The 13,314-nt window shown below is 59.4% G+C and carries 15 protein-coding genes; 7 read left to right on the forward strand and 8 right to left on the reverse strand.

Annotated elements, in window-relative coordinates:
• Positions 1-42: 42 nt before the first annotated feature.
• Complete coding sequence (locus AFIC_RS06180; RefSeq protein WP_275248268.1) at positions 43-1,131, reverse strand: acyltransferase family protein; 1,089 nt, start codon at positions 1,129-1,131, stop codon at positions 43-45.
• Positions 1,132-1,431: 300 nt separating this feature from the next.
• On the opposite strand from AFIC_RS06180, the gene AFIC_RS06185 reads away from it, so the two are divergent.
• The 4 genes from AFIC_RS06185 to AFIC_RS06200 all read left to right on the forward strand — a co-directional run bounded on the left by AFIC_RS06185 (position 1,432) and on the right by AFIC_RS06200 (position 5,212).
• Positions 1,432-2,571: a transporter substrate-binding domain-containing protein gene (locus AFIC_RS06185; RefSeq protein ID WP_275248269.1), complete on the forward strand. Its 1,140-nt coding sequence runs from the start codon at positions 1,432-1,434 to the stop codon at positions 2,569-2,571.
• A 1,114-nt stretch (positions 2,572-3,685) separates the two neighbouring features.
• On the forward strand, positions 3,686-3,820 hold the full coding sequence (locus AFIC_RS06190) for a hypothetical protein (RefSeq protein ID WP_275248270.1): 135 nt from the start codon (positions 3,686-3,688) through the stop codon (positions 3,818-3,820).
• Complete coding sequence (locus tag AFIC_RS06195; RefSeq protein WP_275248271.1) at positions 3,817-4,179, forward strand: helix-turn-helix domain-containing protein; 363 nt, start codon at positions 3,817-3,819, stop codon at positions 4,177-4,179. Before AFIC_RS06190 ends, AFIC_RS06195 begins: the two co-directional genes overlap by 4 nt.
• A complete protein-coding gene (locus AFIC_RS06200) occupies positions 4,169-5,212 on the forward strand; it encodes a reverse transcriptase family protein (RefSeq protein ID WP_275248272.1) in 1,044 nt (347 codons plus the stop codon). The genes AFIC_RS06195 and AFIC_RS06200 overlap by 11 nt, the downstream gene beginning before the upstream one ends.
• A 101-nt stretch (positions 5,213-5,313) precedes the next feature.
• Here the strand turns inward: AFIC_RS06200 and AFIC_RS06205 are convergent, their stop codons facing one another.
• The 3 genes from AFIC_RS06205 to AFIC_RS06215 form a co-directional block, all read right to left on the reverse strand.
• A complete protein-coding gene (locus AFIC_RS06205; RefSeq protein ID WP_275248273.1) occupies positions 5,314-5,472 on the reverse strand; it encodes a hypothetical protein in 159 nt (52 codons plus the stop codon).
• Positions 5,473-5,545: 73 nt separating this feature from the next.
• Positions 5,546-7,186, reverse strand: coding sequence for a chaperonin GroEL (gene groL, locus AFIC_RS06210; RefSeq protein ID WP_275248274.1), 1,641 nt, complete (start codon positions 7,184-7,186; stop codon positions 5,546-5,548).
• A 33-nt stretch (positions 7,187-7,219) separates the two neighbouring features.
• Entirely contained in the window at positions 7,220-7,534 is a 315-nt protein-coding gene (locus AFIC_RS06215; RefSeq protein ID WP_275248275.1) for a co-chaperone GroES, read from the reverse strand.
• A gap of 248 nt (positions 7,535-7,782) precedes the next feature.
• Here AFIC_RS06215 and AFIC_RS06220 point away from each other — a divergent pair, with 248 nt between their 5' ends.
• The 3 genes from AFIC_RS06220 (at position 7,783) to AFIC_RS06230 (ending at position 9,765) form a co-directional block, all read left to right on the forward strand.
• Entirely contained in the window at positions 7,783-8,478 is a 696-nt protein-coding gene (locus AFIC_RS06220; protein WP_275248276.1) for a VIT1/CCC1 transporter family protein, read from the forward strand.
• Between the two features lie 237 nt (positions 8,479-8,715).
• Positions 8,716-9,015 carry an usg protein gene (locus AFIC_RS06225; protein ID WP_275248277.1) on the forward strand — a complete coding sequence of 100 codons (300 nt, stop codon included), beginning with the start codon at positions 8,716-8,718 and terminating at the stop codon, positions 9,013-9,015.
• A 213-nt stretch (positions 9,016-9,228) separates the two neighbouring features.
• The gene (locus AFIC_RS06230) at positions 9,229-9,765 is read left to right on the forward strand and encodes a PAS domain-containing protein (protein WP_275248278.1); all 537 of its coding nucleotides are present in this window, start codon (positions 9,229-9,231) and stop codon (positions 9,763-9,765) included.
• Positions 9,766-9,796: 31 nt separating this feature from the next.
• On the opposite strand, the gene AFIC_RS06235 is transcribed toward AFIC_RS06230, so the two are convergent.
• The 4 genes from AFIC_RS06235 to AFIC_RS06250 all read right to left on the reverse strand — a co-directional run bounded on the left by AFIC_RS06235 (position 9,797) and on the right by AFIC_RS06250 (position 13,306).
• Entirely contained in the window at positions 9,797-10,549 is a 753-nt protein-coding gene (locus AFIC_RS06235) for an SDR family oxidoreductase (protein ID WP_275248279.1), read from the reverse strand.
• Positions 10,550-10,653: 104 nt separating this feature from the next.
• A complete protein-coding gene (locus AFIC_RS06240; RefSeq protein ID WP_275248280.1) occupies positions 10,654-11,403 on the reverse strand; it encodes a proteasome-type protease in 750 nt (249 codons plus the stop codon).
• A 122-nt stretch (positions 11,404-11,525) separates the two neighbouring features.
• A complete protein-coding gene (locus AFIC_RS06245; RefSeq protein ID WP_275248281.1) occupies positions 11,526-12,347 on the reverse strand; it encodes a transglutaminase family protein in 822 nt (273 codons plus the stop codon).
• An 8-nt stretch (positions 12,348-12,355) separates the two neighbouring features.
• Positions 12,356-13,306, reverse strand: a complete 951-nt coding sequence (locus AFIC_RS06250) for an alpha-E domain-containing protein (RefSeq protein ID WP_275248282.1) — start codon at positions 13,304-13,306, stop codon at positions 12,356-12,358.
• Positions 13,307-13,314: the final 8 nt, after the last annotated feature.

Below are 13,314 nucleotides of genomic sequence, written 5' to 3' on the forward strand. Positions count from 1 at the left end.
GCCGGGACATGATGGACAAAAATTCACATTTGGCCACACACACTATCGCCGGGCTGAGTTTGCGAATTGAATTACAGGTTCTGTCGCATGTTGCGCAGCGCGCGGCGGGCCGATGCGGCGGCACAAAGCGAGCAGGGGCCGCTCGATCGCGATATTGAGTGCCAGCCCTGCCGCGATCACCAGCACGCTTGCGAGCGCCACCAATCCGTGCGGATGAATCCGCGGAAACAGCGCGGCGACGCCTTGCGCGGCGAACACCACCAGCGGCGCCTGAATAAGATAGATCGAGTATGACGCATCGCCGAGCCGTTCGCATGCGCGCTCCAGCGGGGACGCTTGCGTGCGCAGCCGGCTCAGCCATGCGGCCCCCGCGACCAGCGCGGCCGAGGGCAAACCGTAGACCAGCGCGCGGCTCGTCGGGTCCGTCACCAGCAGCACGGCGATGGCGCAGGTGGCGGCGAGCAGCATCGCGCCTGTGTGACGCTCTCCGCTGATCCCGTTCACGAACAGGATGCCGGCGAGCACGCCGAAGATGAATTCGAGAATCAACGGATCTGTGAAGAAGGTGTAATGGCCGAGCGCAGCAGCGACGCCGGGAATCTGCCCGATCATCGCCAGGCCGCAGAATGTCACCACGACCGCGCGCCATGCATCCTGCGTCAGCATCATCAACAGTGTGAGCGAGAGATAGAAAAACATCTCGTATTCGAGCGACCAGCCGACGAACACGACCGGCATCTGGCCGTCAGTGAAGGACACAAAGGCGAGCGACTTCAGCACATGGCTTTGGCTATACCAGCCCGGTGTGCCGAACGTGGCGGGGAGAAGAACCGCAAGTGTCGTCATCGCGAGGATGGCGAACGCATAGAGCGGCACGATGCGCTCGACGCGGCGGCGCAGGAAGGCGGAGGGCGTCAGTTTCTTGCCGCGCGCTGCGGCGGCATGCGTCGCGTAGTAGATGATGAAGCCGGAGATCACGAAGAACAGATCGACGCCGTGCCCGAAATGCCAGAGGCCGAATGAGGGCGTGTCCGCCGGTACATCGATGTGGTCCGGCGCGATGCCCCAGACATGAAACGCCACCACGGCGGAGGCGGCGAGAAATCTCAAAATCTGGATATGAACGAGCATGCGCCCCCTCGTGCTCGCGCCCGGACGGGCACCCAACTCGAACGAATAAAAAGTCATGTCGTTCCCTGCGGAAATTCATGGCTGCCCTGAATCCTTCGCGCTGCGAAAGTTGATCGGGATGGCGGCGAGTTTGCTCCTGTGTAGGCGCTGACATGAGCGCCGGTCATTAAAATTGTTGCGATGTTGCGGCGGTGACGTCGGGGAGGTCGCGCGCCGTGCGCCATTTTCGCAAGCAGGCCGCATTGGCAGGCTGGTGCGGTTCCCCTAACATCGCGCGAATCGTTCCTGGGGCGCGATCGATTGAAATTGAACATTGCATGGCGAGACGGAATTCTCAGGCGGTGGTTTGTCGCGCTGTTGTGGCTCGCGCTGCTGCCAGCCGGGCTGGGCATCTTGTCCGCGACACCTTGCCTGAGCCAGACGCCGCCCTCTGCCGCGGGTGGTGAACTCGTCATCGGCACCAAGGTCGCGCCGCCCTTCGCGATGAAGGATGAGAACGGGCACTGGAGCGGCATCAGCATCGAGCTGTGGCAGCATCTCGCCAGCCGGCTGAAATGGAATTACCGCTTTGTCGATGCCGAGACGGTGCCCGCGCTTCTCGACGGCGTGAAGGCTGGGAAGTTCGATGCGGCCATTTCGGCGATCAGCATCACGGCCGAGCGCGAACAGACGATGGATTTCACCACATCCTATTTCTACGCGGGCACCGGCGTCGCCGTGCAGGCGGACCGGATATCGAACTGGATGCCGGTGATCCGCTCGCTGACATCGTGGAGCTTCGTGCAGGCGGCGCTGACCCTGCTCGCCCTCGCGGTGGGTGCGGGCATCCTGATCTGGCTGTTCGAGCGCAAGGCCAATGACGGCTTTAGCGGCGGCGCGGTGCGCGGCCTGTCTTCCGGCGTGTGGTGGTCCACGCACACGATGACACAGCGCGCGGCGGGCGGCATCGTGCCTATGACATTGCCGGGGCGCATCATCGCGATGATCTGGATGGTGACGTCCGTTATCGCGATTGCGGTGTTCACCGCGGGCATCACCTCGACGCTGACGACGAAGCGGCTGCACGGCATGGTGAACTCCGTGTCCGACCTGTCGTCGATCAAGGTCGGCGTGCCCGCCGGCACCTCGTCGGAAATTGGGCTGTCGCGGCTGCGCATCGTGCATTCGCTGTGGCCCTCGCCGCAGGACGGACTGAAGGCGCTGCGCGCGGGCAAGATCGATGCATTCGTATATGACCGTCCGCTGCTGGCCTGGGTAATCCGGCAGCAGCACCTGTCGTCCGTCGAGGTGACCGACCTGATGCTGGAGCCGCAGCGCTACGCCATCGCCCTGCACGCTGACAGCCCGCTGCGCAAACGACTGAACGTGGCGATGCTTGAGGTTGTCGAATCCGACTGGTGGCGCGACACGCTGTTCCGTTATCTCGGCACGACGCGGTAGGGCAGACAAAAACCCCGGCGGTTCCGCCGGGTTTTCTATTTCGATACTGAGCAAGAGGCGTGGATTAGAAATCCATGCCGCCCATGCCGCCGCCGGGCGCGCATCATCGCCCCTGTTTTTTTGCGGCGCGCGCGTGGGGCTTGCCCCATTCGCGAAAACTAAAACCAGCGCCTGTCGCCGGGCGCGCATCATCGCCCCTGTTTTTACCGGCGCGCGCGTGGGGCTTGCCCCATTCGCGTAAACTAAAACCCGCGCCTGTCGCCGGACGCGCATTATCGCCCCTGTTTTTTGCGGCGCGGGGACGCCGTCATCGTTCGGTCGCAGCCCTCCTGAAAGAGGGCGCGCGGAACGCCGGATGCGCGAACGCACCCGCAGCCTCGTGCGCAAATGTAAAAAGCACACGAGCGTAGTCACCACGGTCACGCCGCATCATCCGGCGTTCCGCACGCGGTGGGCTCCGGCTTGCTTCGTGCTCTCCCCGGTGAACGATGCTATGTCACCGCATCCCTGCTGAGGGTTTCCGCCTCCGGTTGGAAGCGGTTCTCCACCGGACTGACGCCAGCGTCGGGCGTCGGGACCACACGACTTGGGCCGGCGCGAACAGCGTGGTTCGTCTGCCTTCGCGCGCGCCGCTCACGCGCCTCCGGATGTTGCGCACGCCCTTGCGGGTGCATGCGCGCGATCCGGGCTTGCGCCCTGCGACCCTTGCTCCGGCCTGACGCTGCCGCGCCACCGCATCCCGCCCCGCGTTCGTGACGATCGCGAGCGCCCCTCAAGTGAGGCGGGACGGATAGGAATATAATCATATTTGCATATGCGTCAAGCATAAATAAAATATCGCCAATGGCGATTTTCTATTTGACGCGACGCTGCTAATCGCGCATAAAGACGGAGTGATGATTTGCTCATACTGAACCCGTCGTCCATGTGGGGCCTGGTGCCCTGAGGGAGCCTCGTGTTCCCGCCTCAATCCCGACCACCGGCAGGGACCGTCGCCTCCGCGCGCCGCACCCGTCGGGCCCGGGTGCGGCATGTTCGAGGTCAAACGCCGCTGATCGGCTCCTTGTTTCTACGGGCGCTAGCAATCCTGCTGGCGGAAACACGGGAGACCAAAATGAGCAGTAAACGTTATCACCAGCGGCGGCGTCGTTCGTTCAAGTGGGTTTGGCTTTTCAAGCTGATCACCTTACTTGGGCAAGCAGTTTTCTATGCTGTGCGCTTCTGGTTCTGGCTTTCGGAACGGAAATGAGCGGCGACCTCGAAAAAGCCGGATGGAGTATCGTAATGAAAGATATCAAACATCCAATGATCAACGAAGCACTCCGATTGCTCCGACTATACTTAGGTCTTTCGCAAAAACAGATCGCAAAAGAACTTGGTCTCTCACAATCCATGATTTCTGAGATTGAAGGGGGGGTGAAACCTGCGTCACTGGAAATCCTAGATAGGTATAGCAACAAGTTTCATATCCGCATGTCCCAGCTTTTATTTTTTGCTGAAGAATTGGAATGTCAACCTCTGAAAACCAGAGGCAAACTTATTATTGCCAATCAGGTGCTTAAACTGCTTGATGCATTATCGCCGCGAGAAATAGTAGATGCGTCGTAGCAAGCAGAAAAATATTGAGCGATACGAGATTGATCGCTCTCCTCTTGCTCAGCGCCCGACCCAGCGTGATGTCGCATTGCTGCTTAAAGAAACAAAAGACGACCTACGGCGCTTAGCAACCTACAAAGAAGAATTTATCGTTCGCCGACAGACGACAAGCAAGAACGGAAAGGTCCGGGATCTTGCTTATCCGGTCGGGAGATTGCGTGCAGCGCACGAACGACTCAAATTCCATCTAAATAAAGTAAAACAACCCGACTATCTTTTTAGTCCCCGCAAGAAAAAGGGGCAACGTGATAACGCCGCCCATCACCTCGATCAGGATCAGTACTTAACCCTCGATTTGAAGCAATTTTATCCATCAACAAGCGACCTGATGGTCAGGCGATGGTTTCGCGATTATCTGGGGATGTACGATGATGTCGCTGGCTTGCTTACTCGTCTTTGCACTATTGATGGGAAAGTTTCATTTGGTTCGCCTTTGACTCCGGTATTGTGCACGATGATTCATCGGCCAATGTTCGATCAAATCGCTAAAGTTTGTGATTGGCGCAACTTGCGATATTCGGTTTGGGTTGATGATCTAACTATTTCAGGAAAATTTGTTCCTCGCGAAGCGCTACATGAGATTCGCGAAATTGTGCGTGTGCACGGGTTTAAAACCCATCGCATAAAATACAGAACTGGAAATAGGCCTGTTTTCATAACAGGAATCGGTGTTGTCGGAGCTTTGCTCGTTGCACCAAGATCTCTAAATCAGAAGATAAAAGAGCTTTGGGTCGACTACCACGATTCAGTGACCGATGAGGAACGCGAGTCTCTAACGCTCAAGCTTTTGTCGCAACTCGGAACGGTAAGACATATCGCTGGTCCAAATTCAAAAGTTGGTCAGAAAGCTGCAAATCAAATGAATTCATTACGTCAGAAATTGAATAAAATGCAGCAAGCCGCAGAGAAAAAGCAAACAGAAGATCGCCTGCTTCAATCCACCTTAAAAAATGTGAATTCGAGCGCGGAGGTGCCTTGGCTATAAGTTTAATTCTTCCCTTCGAAAAATAGGTTCTGCCAGACAAAAACTCCGACATCGCTGCCGGGGTTTTGTATTTTCAATGGCCAAGAATACGCCTTAGCGCGTTATTTGATTTTTAAACGCAAGCTCGCGATTTCGTTGTTCTGATGCGCTACTTGATTTTGAAGTGCGGTGATTTGCTTTTTAAGCTCATCGATTTCGGCTTTGAGGCTGCTCATGCTAATTTCGGCGCCCGGTGTTGATCCTGACATCTTTTTCTCCATCTAAAAAATTTCTTTAGCAAAAAAAGGCGCAGTTTGCACCGCGCCCTTTGTACACTGTTTTGTATGCGTGGACTTAGAAATCCATGCCACCCATGCCGCCGCCGGGCATGCCGCCCGGAGCCGGTGCGTTCTTCTTCGGCAGTTCGGCGATCATCGCTTCCGTGGTGATGAGGAGCGAAGCCACCGAGGCTGCGTTCTGGATCGCGGCGCGCACGACCTTGGTCGGATCGATGATGCCCTTGGAGACGAGGTTGCCGTATTCGCCCGACTGCGAGTCGAAACCGTACGAATACTGATCCTTCTCCAGCACCTTGCCGACGATGACGCTGCCGTCCTCGCCCGCGTTGATCGCGATCTGGCGTGCCGGAGCCGACAGAGCCTTGCGCACGATCTCGACGCCGGTCTTCTGGTCGTCGTTCTGGGTCTTGATGCGCTTGAGCTGCTCGGAGGCGCGCAGCAGGGCGACGCCGCCACCCGGCACGATGCCTTCTTCAACGGCCGCGCGGGTTGCGTGCATCGCGTCATCAACGCGATCCTTGCGCTCCTTCACTTCGACCTCGGTCGCGCCGCCGACGCGGATCACCGCGACGCCGCCCGCGAGCTTGGCCAGACGCTCCTGCAACTTCTCGCGGTCGTAGTCCGAGGTGGTCTCCTCGATCTGCGCGCGGATCTGCGCGACGCGGGCCTCGATGTCGGCCTTCTTGCCGGCGCCGTTGACGATGGTGGTGTTCTCCTTGTCGATCATCACCTTCTTGGCGCGGCCGAGCATCTGCAAGGTCACGTTTTCCATCTTGATGCCGAGGTCTTCCGAGATCGCCTGGCCGCCGGTCAGGATCGCGATGTCCTGCAACATGGCCTTGCGGCGGTCGCCGAAGCCCGGTGCCTTCACGGCCGCAACCTTGAGGCCGCCGCGCAGACGGTTGACGACGAGGGTGGCGAGGGCTTCGCCTTCGACGTCTTCCGCGACGATGACGAGCGGCTTGCCGGTCTGCACCACGGCTTCGAGCAGCGGCAGCATCTCGTTCAGCGAGGAGAGCTTCTTCTCGTTGATCAAGATGTAGGCGTCGTCGAATTCGACGCGCATCTTGTCGGCGTTGGTGACGAAGTAGGGCGAGATGTAGCCGCGGTCGAACTGCATGCCCTCGACGACATCGAGTTCAGTGTCGAGCGACTTGGCTTCCTCAACCGTGATGACGCCTTCGTTGCCGACCTTGGCCATCGCCTTGGCGAGGAAGGAGCCGATTTCGGTGTCGCCGTTGGCCGAGATGGTGCCGACCTGGGCGATCTCGTCGTTCGAGGTGACCTTCTTGGAGTTCTTCTGCAGGTCCGCGACGACGGCTTCGACAGCGAGGTCGATGCCGCGCTTCAGATCCATCGGGTTCATGCCTGCGGCGACGGACTTGGCGCCTTCCTTCACGATCGCCTGGGCGAGCACGGTCGCGGTGGTGGTGCCGTCACCGGCGAGGTCCGCCGACTTCGAAGCCACTTCGCGCACCATCTGCGCGCCCATGTTCTCGAACTTGTCTTCAAGCTCGATGTCCTTGGCGACGGTGACGCCGTCCTTGGTGATGCGGGGCGCGCCGAACGACTTGTCGAGCACGACGTTGCGGCCCTTCGGACCGAGCGTCACCTTGACGGCGTTGGCGAGGATGTCGACGCCGCGCAGCATCTTGTCGCGCGCGTCAACGCCGAATTTCACTTCTTTGGCTGACATGGATTGCTTCCTTTAATGAGAGGGGAGACGCGCTCAGGCGGCTTTCTTCTTCGCAGCGCCATCGGTGATGACGCCCATGATGTCGCTTTCCTTCATGATCAGGACGTCCTGACCGTCGATCTTCACTTCGGTGCCCGACCATTTGCCGAACAGCACGACATCGCCGACCTTGAGGTCGATCGGGATCAGCTTGCCGGCCTCGTCGCGGCCACCCGGGCCGACGGCGACGATCTCGCCCTGCGACGGCTTTTCCTTCGCGTTGTCGGGAATGATGATGCCGCCCTTGGTCTTTTCCTCGGCGTCGATGCGCTTGACCACGACGCGGTCGTGAAGCGGACGGAATTTCATGCAGTCCTCCTAGGATATTGGAATTGCTTTAGATATTTGAATTAGCAGTCAGCCTTATGGAGTGCCATGGCTGACACTTGCGGGAGATAGGCGGGCCCTGTGAGCCGGGCAAGGGGGTGCTAGCAAATTTTTTGGCACTCACAAATGACGGCTGCCAGAGATCGTTAACAGCGGCGTGCAAAGTGGCTCTTTCAATTTAGAATGATTCTAAATATAGCGTGCGTGCCTTTTACACCGGAGACGCCCCCATGCCCGCCACCCCTCATGTCGAACGCCATTTTCTTGGCTCCGAAACCGTCCGCGATGTCGTCATCGGCATGGCCGACGGCCTGACAGTGCCGTTCGCGCTGGCCGCCGGTTTGTCGGCCGCGGTGACCTCGACGCAGATCATCGTCACCGCGGGCCTCGCGGAAATTGTGGCCGGCGCCATCGCGATGGGGCTCGGTGGCTATCTCGCCGCCCGGACCGATCAGGAGCACTTCGCCTCGGAAGAACGCCGTGAGTCATGGGAAGTCGACAACATGCGCGAGGCGGAAGTTGCCGAGGTGCGCGATATCTTCAGTGCATACGGCCTCAAAGACGCGGCGCTGGACTCGGTGGTTGCGGCGCTGGCCGCGGACAAGAAACGCTGGGTTGATTTCATGATGCGTTTTGAACTCGGCCTTGAGAAGCCCGATCCGAAGCGCGCGCCGATCAGCGCTGCGACGATCGCGGTCTCATATCTTATCGGCGGTCTGGTCCCGCTGGTGCCGTACATGATCTCTGGCGATCTTCGCACTGCGCTGATGTACTCGGTCTTCTGCACGGGCGTTGCGCTAATCACCTTCGGCAGCATCAAGGGCAAGCTGACCGGTATCAGCGTGGTGAAATCCGGTTTCCAGACCTTGCTGGTCGGCGGCCTCGCGGCGGGGGCGGCATTCTATCTCGCGCATCTCTTTGGATGACCGCATTATCAGCACCAGCCGGACGCTGCTGCTAGTGCCTTGATAATTAACAGTTTATTCAATCTTTAGGCTTGAGATCGGGCAAGTTGATGCGTCAGATTTCACCTGTGCTCCATGAGGTGCACGGGTCCGAGGACAGACGCTGGGGCGGTTTTCGAAACCGGTCCTTTCGAGATCGCCCTGCGCGCCCATCGGCGGCCCGCTCCTTCACGGATGCACTTCCTTGCGGAGGTTGGCATGACGTTGCGGAAGGCGGCATCGGGCGGAGCGGTCAGCTCCGATTTTCTCAAGCAGTTGAAGGGCTACGGTCTGACCACGGCGGAAATTCTCTACCGCCGCCCGGATCACCACTGGCTGCTGCAATCCTATGTCTGGCAGGACTACGACCTGTTCCCGAACTTTCCCGCGCTGAACGAGTTCCTCGCTTTCTGGCATGCCAGGCTCGAAGGTCCGCTGTTCGCGGTGACGGTCGCCCACTCGAACCTCATCAAGCCCGCGGAGATGAAGGCGATCGACGGAGAGTTCAGGCTGCATTGACCAAAGAAATCGCGATGGCGTCACAAATTGATCCGGAACGCGGTTTTATGTGAACGACCTCCGCATACGACAACTTGCCGATATTTTGCGGCAAGAGAATCGCTTTAGCTCGAAGCGCACGGAGTCGATCTACGGCGATATGCGTCGCGACCGCGGTGAAGTGCAGCGACTGACAGTTCAGAGCGACGCGTCATCTCTTTTGAAGGGTGACCTATGGGCAGAGCCATTTCTGCAAACGGAAGCCTGCACTACGGGCATACCGGAGTTTGCTCAGATATTTTCAAAAGGAAGCCGGTCGGCGATCTCTGCCTCGACATCGCGAAGTTTGCTGAAGATCGTGATTGCCGCATGCTCGAATATCTTATGAAGCTGGCTGCCACCGAGGCTTATGAGTGTCTCGATGCGCCGATCGAACCGCACACGCAAATGAAATCCTTTGGCGTATGGGACTGGGATATCTCAAGCAATCTGGTGTATGCGGACGCGGCAACCGCAAGACTCTTTAGCGTCGATCCCGAGAAATCGAAAAAGGGACTCGATCTCCGTTATTTCGAAGCGAGCATACACCCCGACGACATGCCGAAATACTCCAGCGCACTCCTTGCGGCCGCCACGAACGGAGGCGACTTCGAGGCGAGATACCGTCTCATCGTCAATGGCCGTCTTGAGTGGATCTCCGCGAAAGGGTTCTGCTTTTTATCGAAAGGCAAGACCCCCACACGATTTCCGGGCGTGTTGATGGCGATGTAGAAACGATATGCGCCTTGTGTGAGTTGCGAGATCATCCGCGCCCGACAAACGGCATCTTGGTCGCCATCACGTTCAGGAACAGCACGTTGGCTTCCAGCGTCCGCGTCGCCATGAACACGATGGCGTCGGCGACGTTCTGCACGTCCATGCGCGGCTCGACCATGGTCTGCCCGTTCGGCTGAAGAATGCCACCCGCCATGCGTGTGGTGAAATCCGTCACCGCGTTGCCGATATCGATCTGCCCGCCCGCGATGTCGTAGGCGCGGCCATCGAGCGCGATCGATTTGGTGAGGCCGGTGATGGCATGCTTGGTCGAGGTATAGGCGACAGTGAACGGCCGCGGTGAGTGCGCCGAGATCGAACCGTTGTTGATGATGCGGCCGCCGCGCGGGGTCTGTTCCTTCATGATGCGGAAGGCATGCTGCGTGCACAGGAATGGCGCGGTGAGATTGGTGTCGAGCGCCGTTTTCCAGTTCTCGAAGGGAAGGTCTTCCAACGGAACGGCAGGCACGCCGACGCCGGCATTGTTGAACAGCAGGTCGAGCCTCCCGAATTTCTCCTTCACCGTCGCGAACAGAGCGGCGATGGATTGCGGGTCGGTCATGTCGCAAGTGACGGCAAGGCATTTGCCGAACTTCGTGCCCTCGGCTGCCGCTTCGTCGAGCTTGTCCTTGCGGCGGGCTGTCATCACCACGGTGAATCCGGCCTTGACGAGTGCGAGCGCGCTGGCCTTGCCAATTCCCGAACTTGCACCGGTGACGAGGGCGATTTTGGTATGCGACATGATTTTTCCTTCCCGATATTTTCTGAAGTCGTTCCCGCGAAGGCGGGGACCCATTTCTTTTGTCTCTTGAAATGCAGGCTCTCGCTTTCGCGGGAGCGGCGCCGCTAGTTTTTCTTCGGCCCATAGGGTGGGCGTGGAATGCTCTGGTGTGCCGCGCGCAGGGCCTCGCTCCATTTTGCCCGCAAATTGCCGAAATAGGGATCGTCGTATTCAATTCGCATATTGAGTTCGGCTGCGCAGGTATCCGGCCGTAGCACGAGAATGTCGATCGGCGGACTGACGCCCAGATTGGATCGCATGGTCGAGTCCATCGAGATCAGGGCGATCTTCAGCGCGTCGTACAGTTCGACATCGTAGGTGATGGCGCGGTCCAGCACCGGCTTGCCGTATTTGTGCTCGCCGATCTGAAGGTAGGGGGTGTCGGTGGTGCACTCGATGAAATTACCGGCGGGATACACCATGAACAGGCGCATCCGTTCGCCCGCGATCTGGCCGCCGAGCAGGAACGAGACATCGAAATTGATGTCCTCCGCCATCAGGGCCACGCCCTCGGTGCGGCTGACGCTGCGGATGGCGCGGCCGAGGCGCTGCGCCGCCTGAAACAGGCTCGGCGCGTTCATCAGGGTTTCGGTCTCGCCGGTGAGTGGATTTTCGACGCCTTCCGCCAGGGTCGAAAGCACCGACTGGCTGATGGCGAGATTGCCCGCCGAGGCGACGGCCATGACGCGCTCGCCGGGGTTTTCGAACACATGCAGCTTGCGGAAGGTTGAGATGTTGTCGAGCCCGGCATTGGTGCGGGTGTCGGCCATCATCACAAGGCCTTCCTTCACCAGAATTCCGCAGCAATAGGTCATTCAGATCTCCGCAGGTGCGGCTCATTTTTACGCAACAGCGCGGAAGGGGGCAACGGTCTGCCGTGTCGTCCGCCGCTTCTTCCAAAGGCCATTACAGCTAGCGTTCGTAAAAATGGAACGATCTAGCTCTGGCTTTGGCGGCTCGCCTGATCGACGCGGATCGCGACGCTGAGCGTCTCCTTCGCGCCACCATAGCGCGTGCCCCGGATCGGTGCGGCGCCGAGGTAATCGAGCCCGAGCGCGACACGGATATGGCAGTCGGTTGTCGAAATGCCGTTGGCGGGATCGAACCCCACCCAGCCCAGTCCTTCGATATGGGCTTCCGCCCATGCGTGCCCGGCCTCCTGCTCGACAACACCGTCCGCGCGCCGGAAATGACCGGAGATGTAGCGCGCGGGCACGCCGCTGCTACGGGCGCAGGTGACGAAAATATGCGCGTAATCCTGACAGACGCCGCGCTTGAGTTTGAAGGCATCGGCGGCGGTGGTGCCGGGGTGAGTCGGGTCGGTGTCGAATGTCATCTCGCGATGGAGCCTAAGCAGCAGCGCGTGGCAGAAGTCCAGCGGATCATTGTTTCCCGCGCGCAGTTCGCGTGCAAAGGCGGTGAGCTCTGCGTTGCTTTCGGTAAGCGAGGTGGAGCGCAGGAACAGGCCGGGTGGAAAGCGTTCTTCCGCGCCCTTCAGAATTCCGCCGGTGTCCTGGGTATCCACAGTGCCGCTGACGTCGATGGTAAGCTGCGGCAGCGAGCCATGGGTCAGCACATGGGTGATGTTGCCGAAGGCGTCGCGATGCATGTTGAGGCGCGCCTCCGCCGAGGTGTCGATGCGCCAGCTCGCGACATATTGGCCGTCGTGATTGCTCGGGGTCAATCGCATCACCTGGATGAGACCGCTGACCGGCGGATCGAACGTGTAGGTCGTCGAGTGCGAGATGCGCAGGCGCATGTGCTCTTTCAGGCGGCTAGCAGATATTGTTTCGAGACGATTTCGCCGAGCTGATTGTTGTCGGCGATGAACTCCTGAATGAATTCGTGCAGGCCTCGCTGGAAAATATCGTCCATGTGGCTGTGCTCAAGACGGTTGAGGATACCGCGCGCATGGCGCTGTGCCGGGCCCTGCCGGCCGTAAGCAACCCCGAGACGGTCGAGATTGCGCACGAGGTTGCCGTAGCAACTTGCCAGCGAGCGCGGCAGCATGTGGTTCAGGATCAGCAGATCGGCGATCAGCCATGGCTTGAGCGCCTCGCGATAGACCCAGTGATAGGCGGTCAATGCCGAGACCGATCGCAGGATCGATGTCCACTGATAATAATCCAGCGGCCCGCCGACATGTTCCTCTTCCGGCAGCAGCAGATGGTATTTGACATCGAGGATGCGGGCGGTGTTGTCGGCGCGCTCGATGTGCAGGCCAAGGCGGGAAAAGAAATAGGCGTCGTTGCGCAGCATGGTGCGATAGGCCGAGCCGTCGAACCGCAGCGACAGCTCCTGCACGAAGCGGAGGAAGGCGGTGAGCCGTTCGCGCGACTGGATGTCGCCTTGCCATGAATTTTGCAGATCGATCCAGGCGGAGTTGATGGTGTCCCACATCTCAATGGTGAGCGCGGTGCGGACCGCGCGGGCGTTCAGGCGGGCATTCTCGATGCAGTTGCGGATCGAGGACGGATTGTGGCGCGAGAACGAAATGAATTCGACGACGTTCTTCTCGGTGGCTTCATCGTAGCTCGCATAGAAGTCGTCGCGGATGCCGGCGGTAAGCAGCGCCGATTCCCACTCGTTGGTGTTGCCGACATAGGCATCCGGCAGGGCGGTGGCGCGCAGCGTCGCCTCGATGGTGCGGGCGAGATAGTCCGCACGCTCGGCATAGCGCGCGAGCCAGTATAGATTTTCAGCGGTGCGCGAGAGCATGGTTTCCT

It is taken from the genome of [Pseudomonas] carboxydohydrogena, from assembly GCF_029030725.1.
Lineage (GTDB): Bacteria > Pseudomonadota > Alphaproteobacteria > Rhizobiales > Xanthobacteraceae > Afipia > Afipia carboxydohydrogena.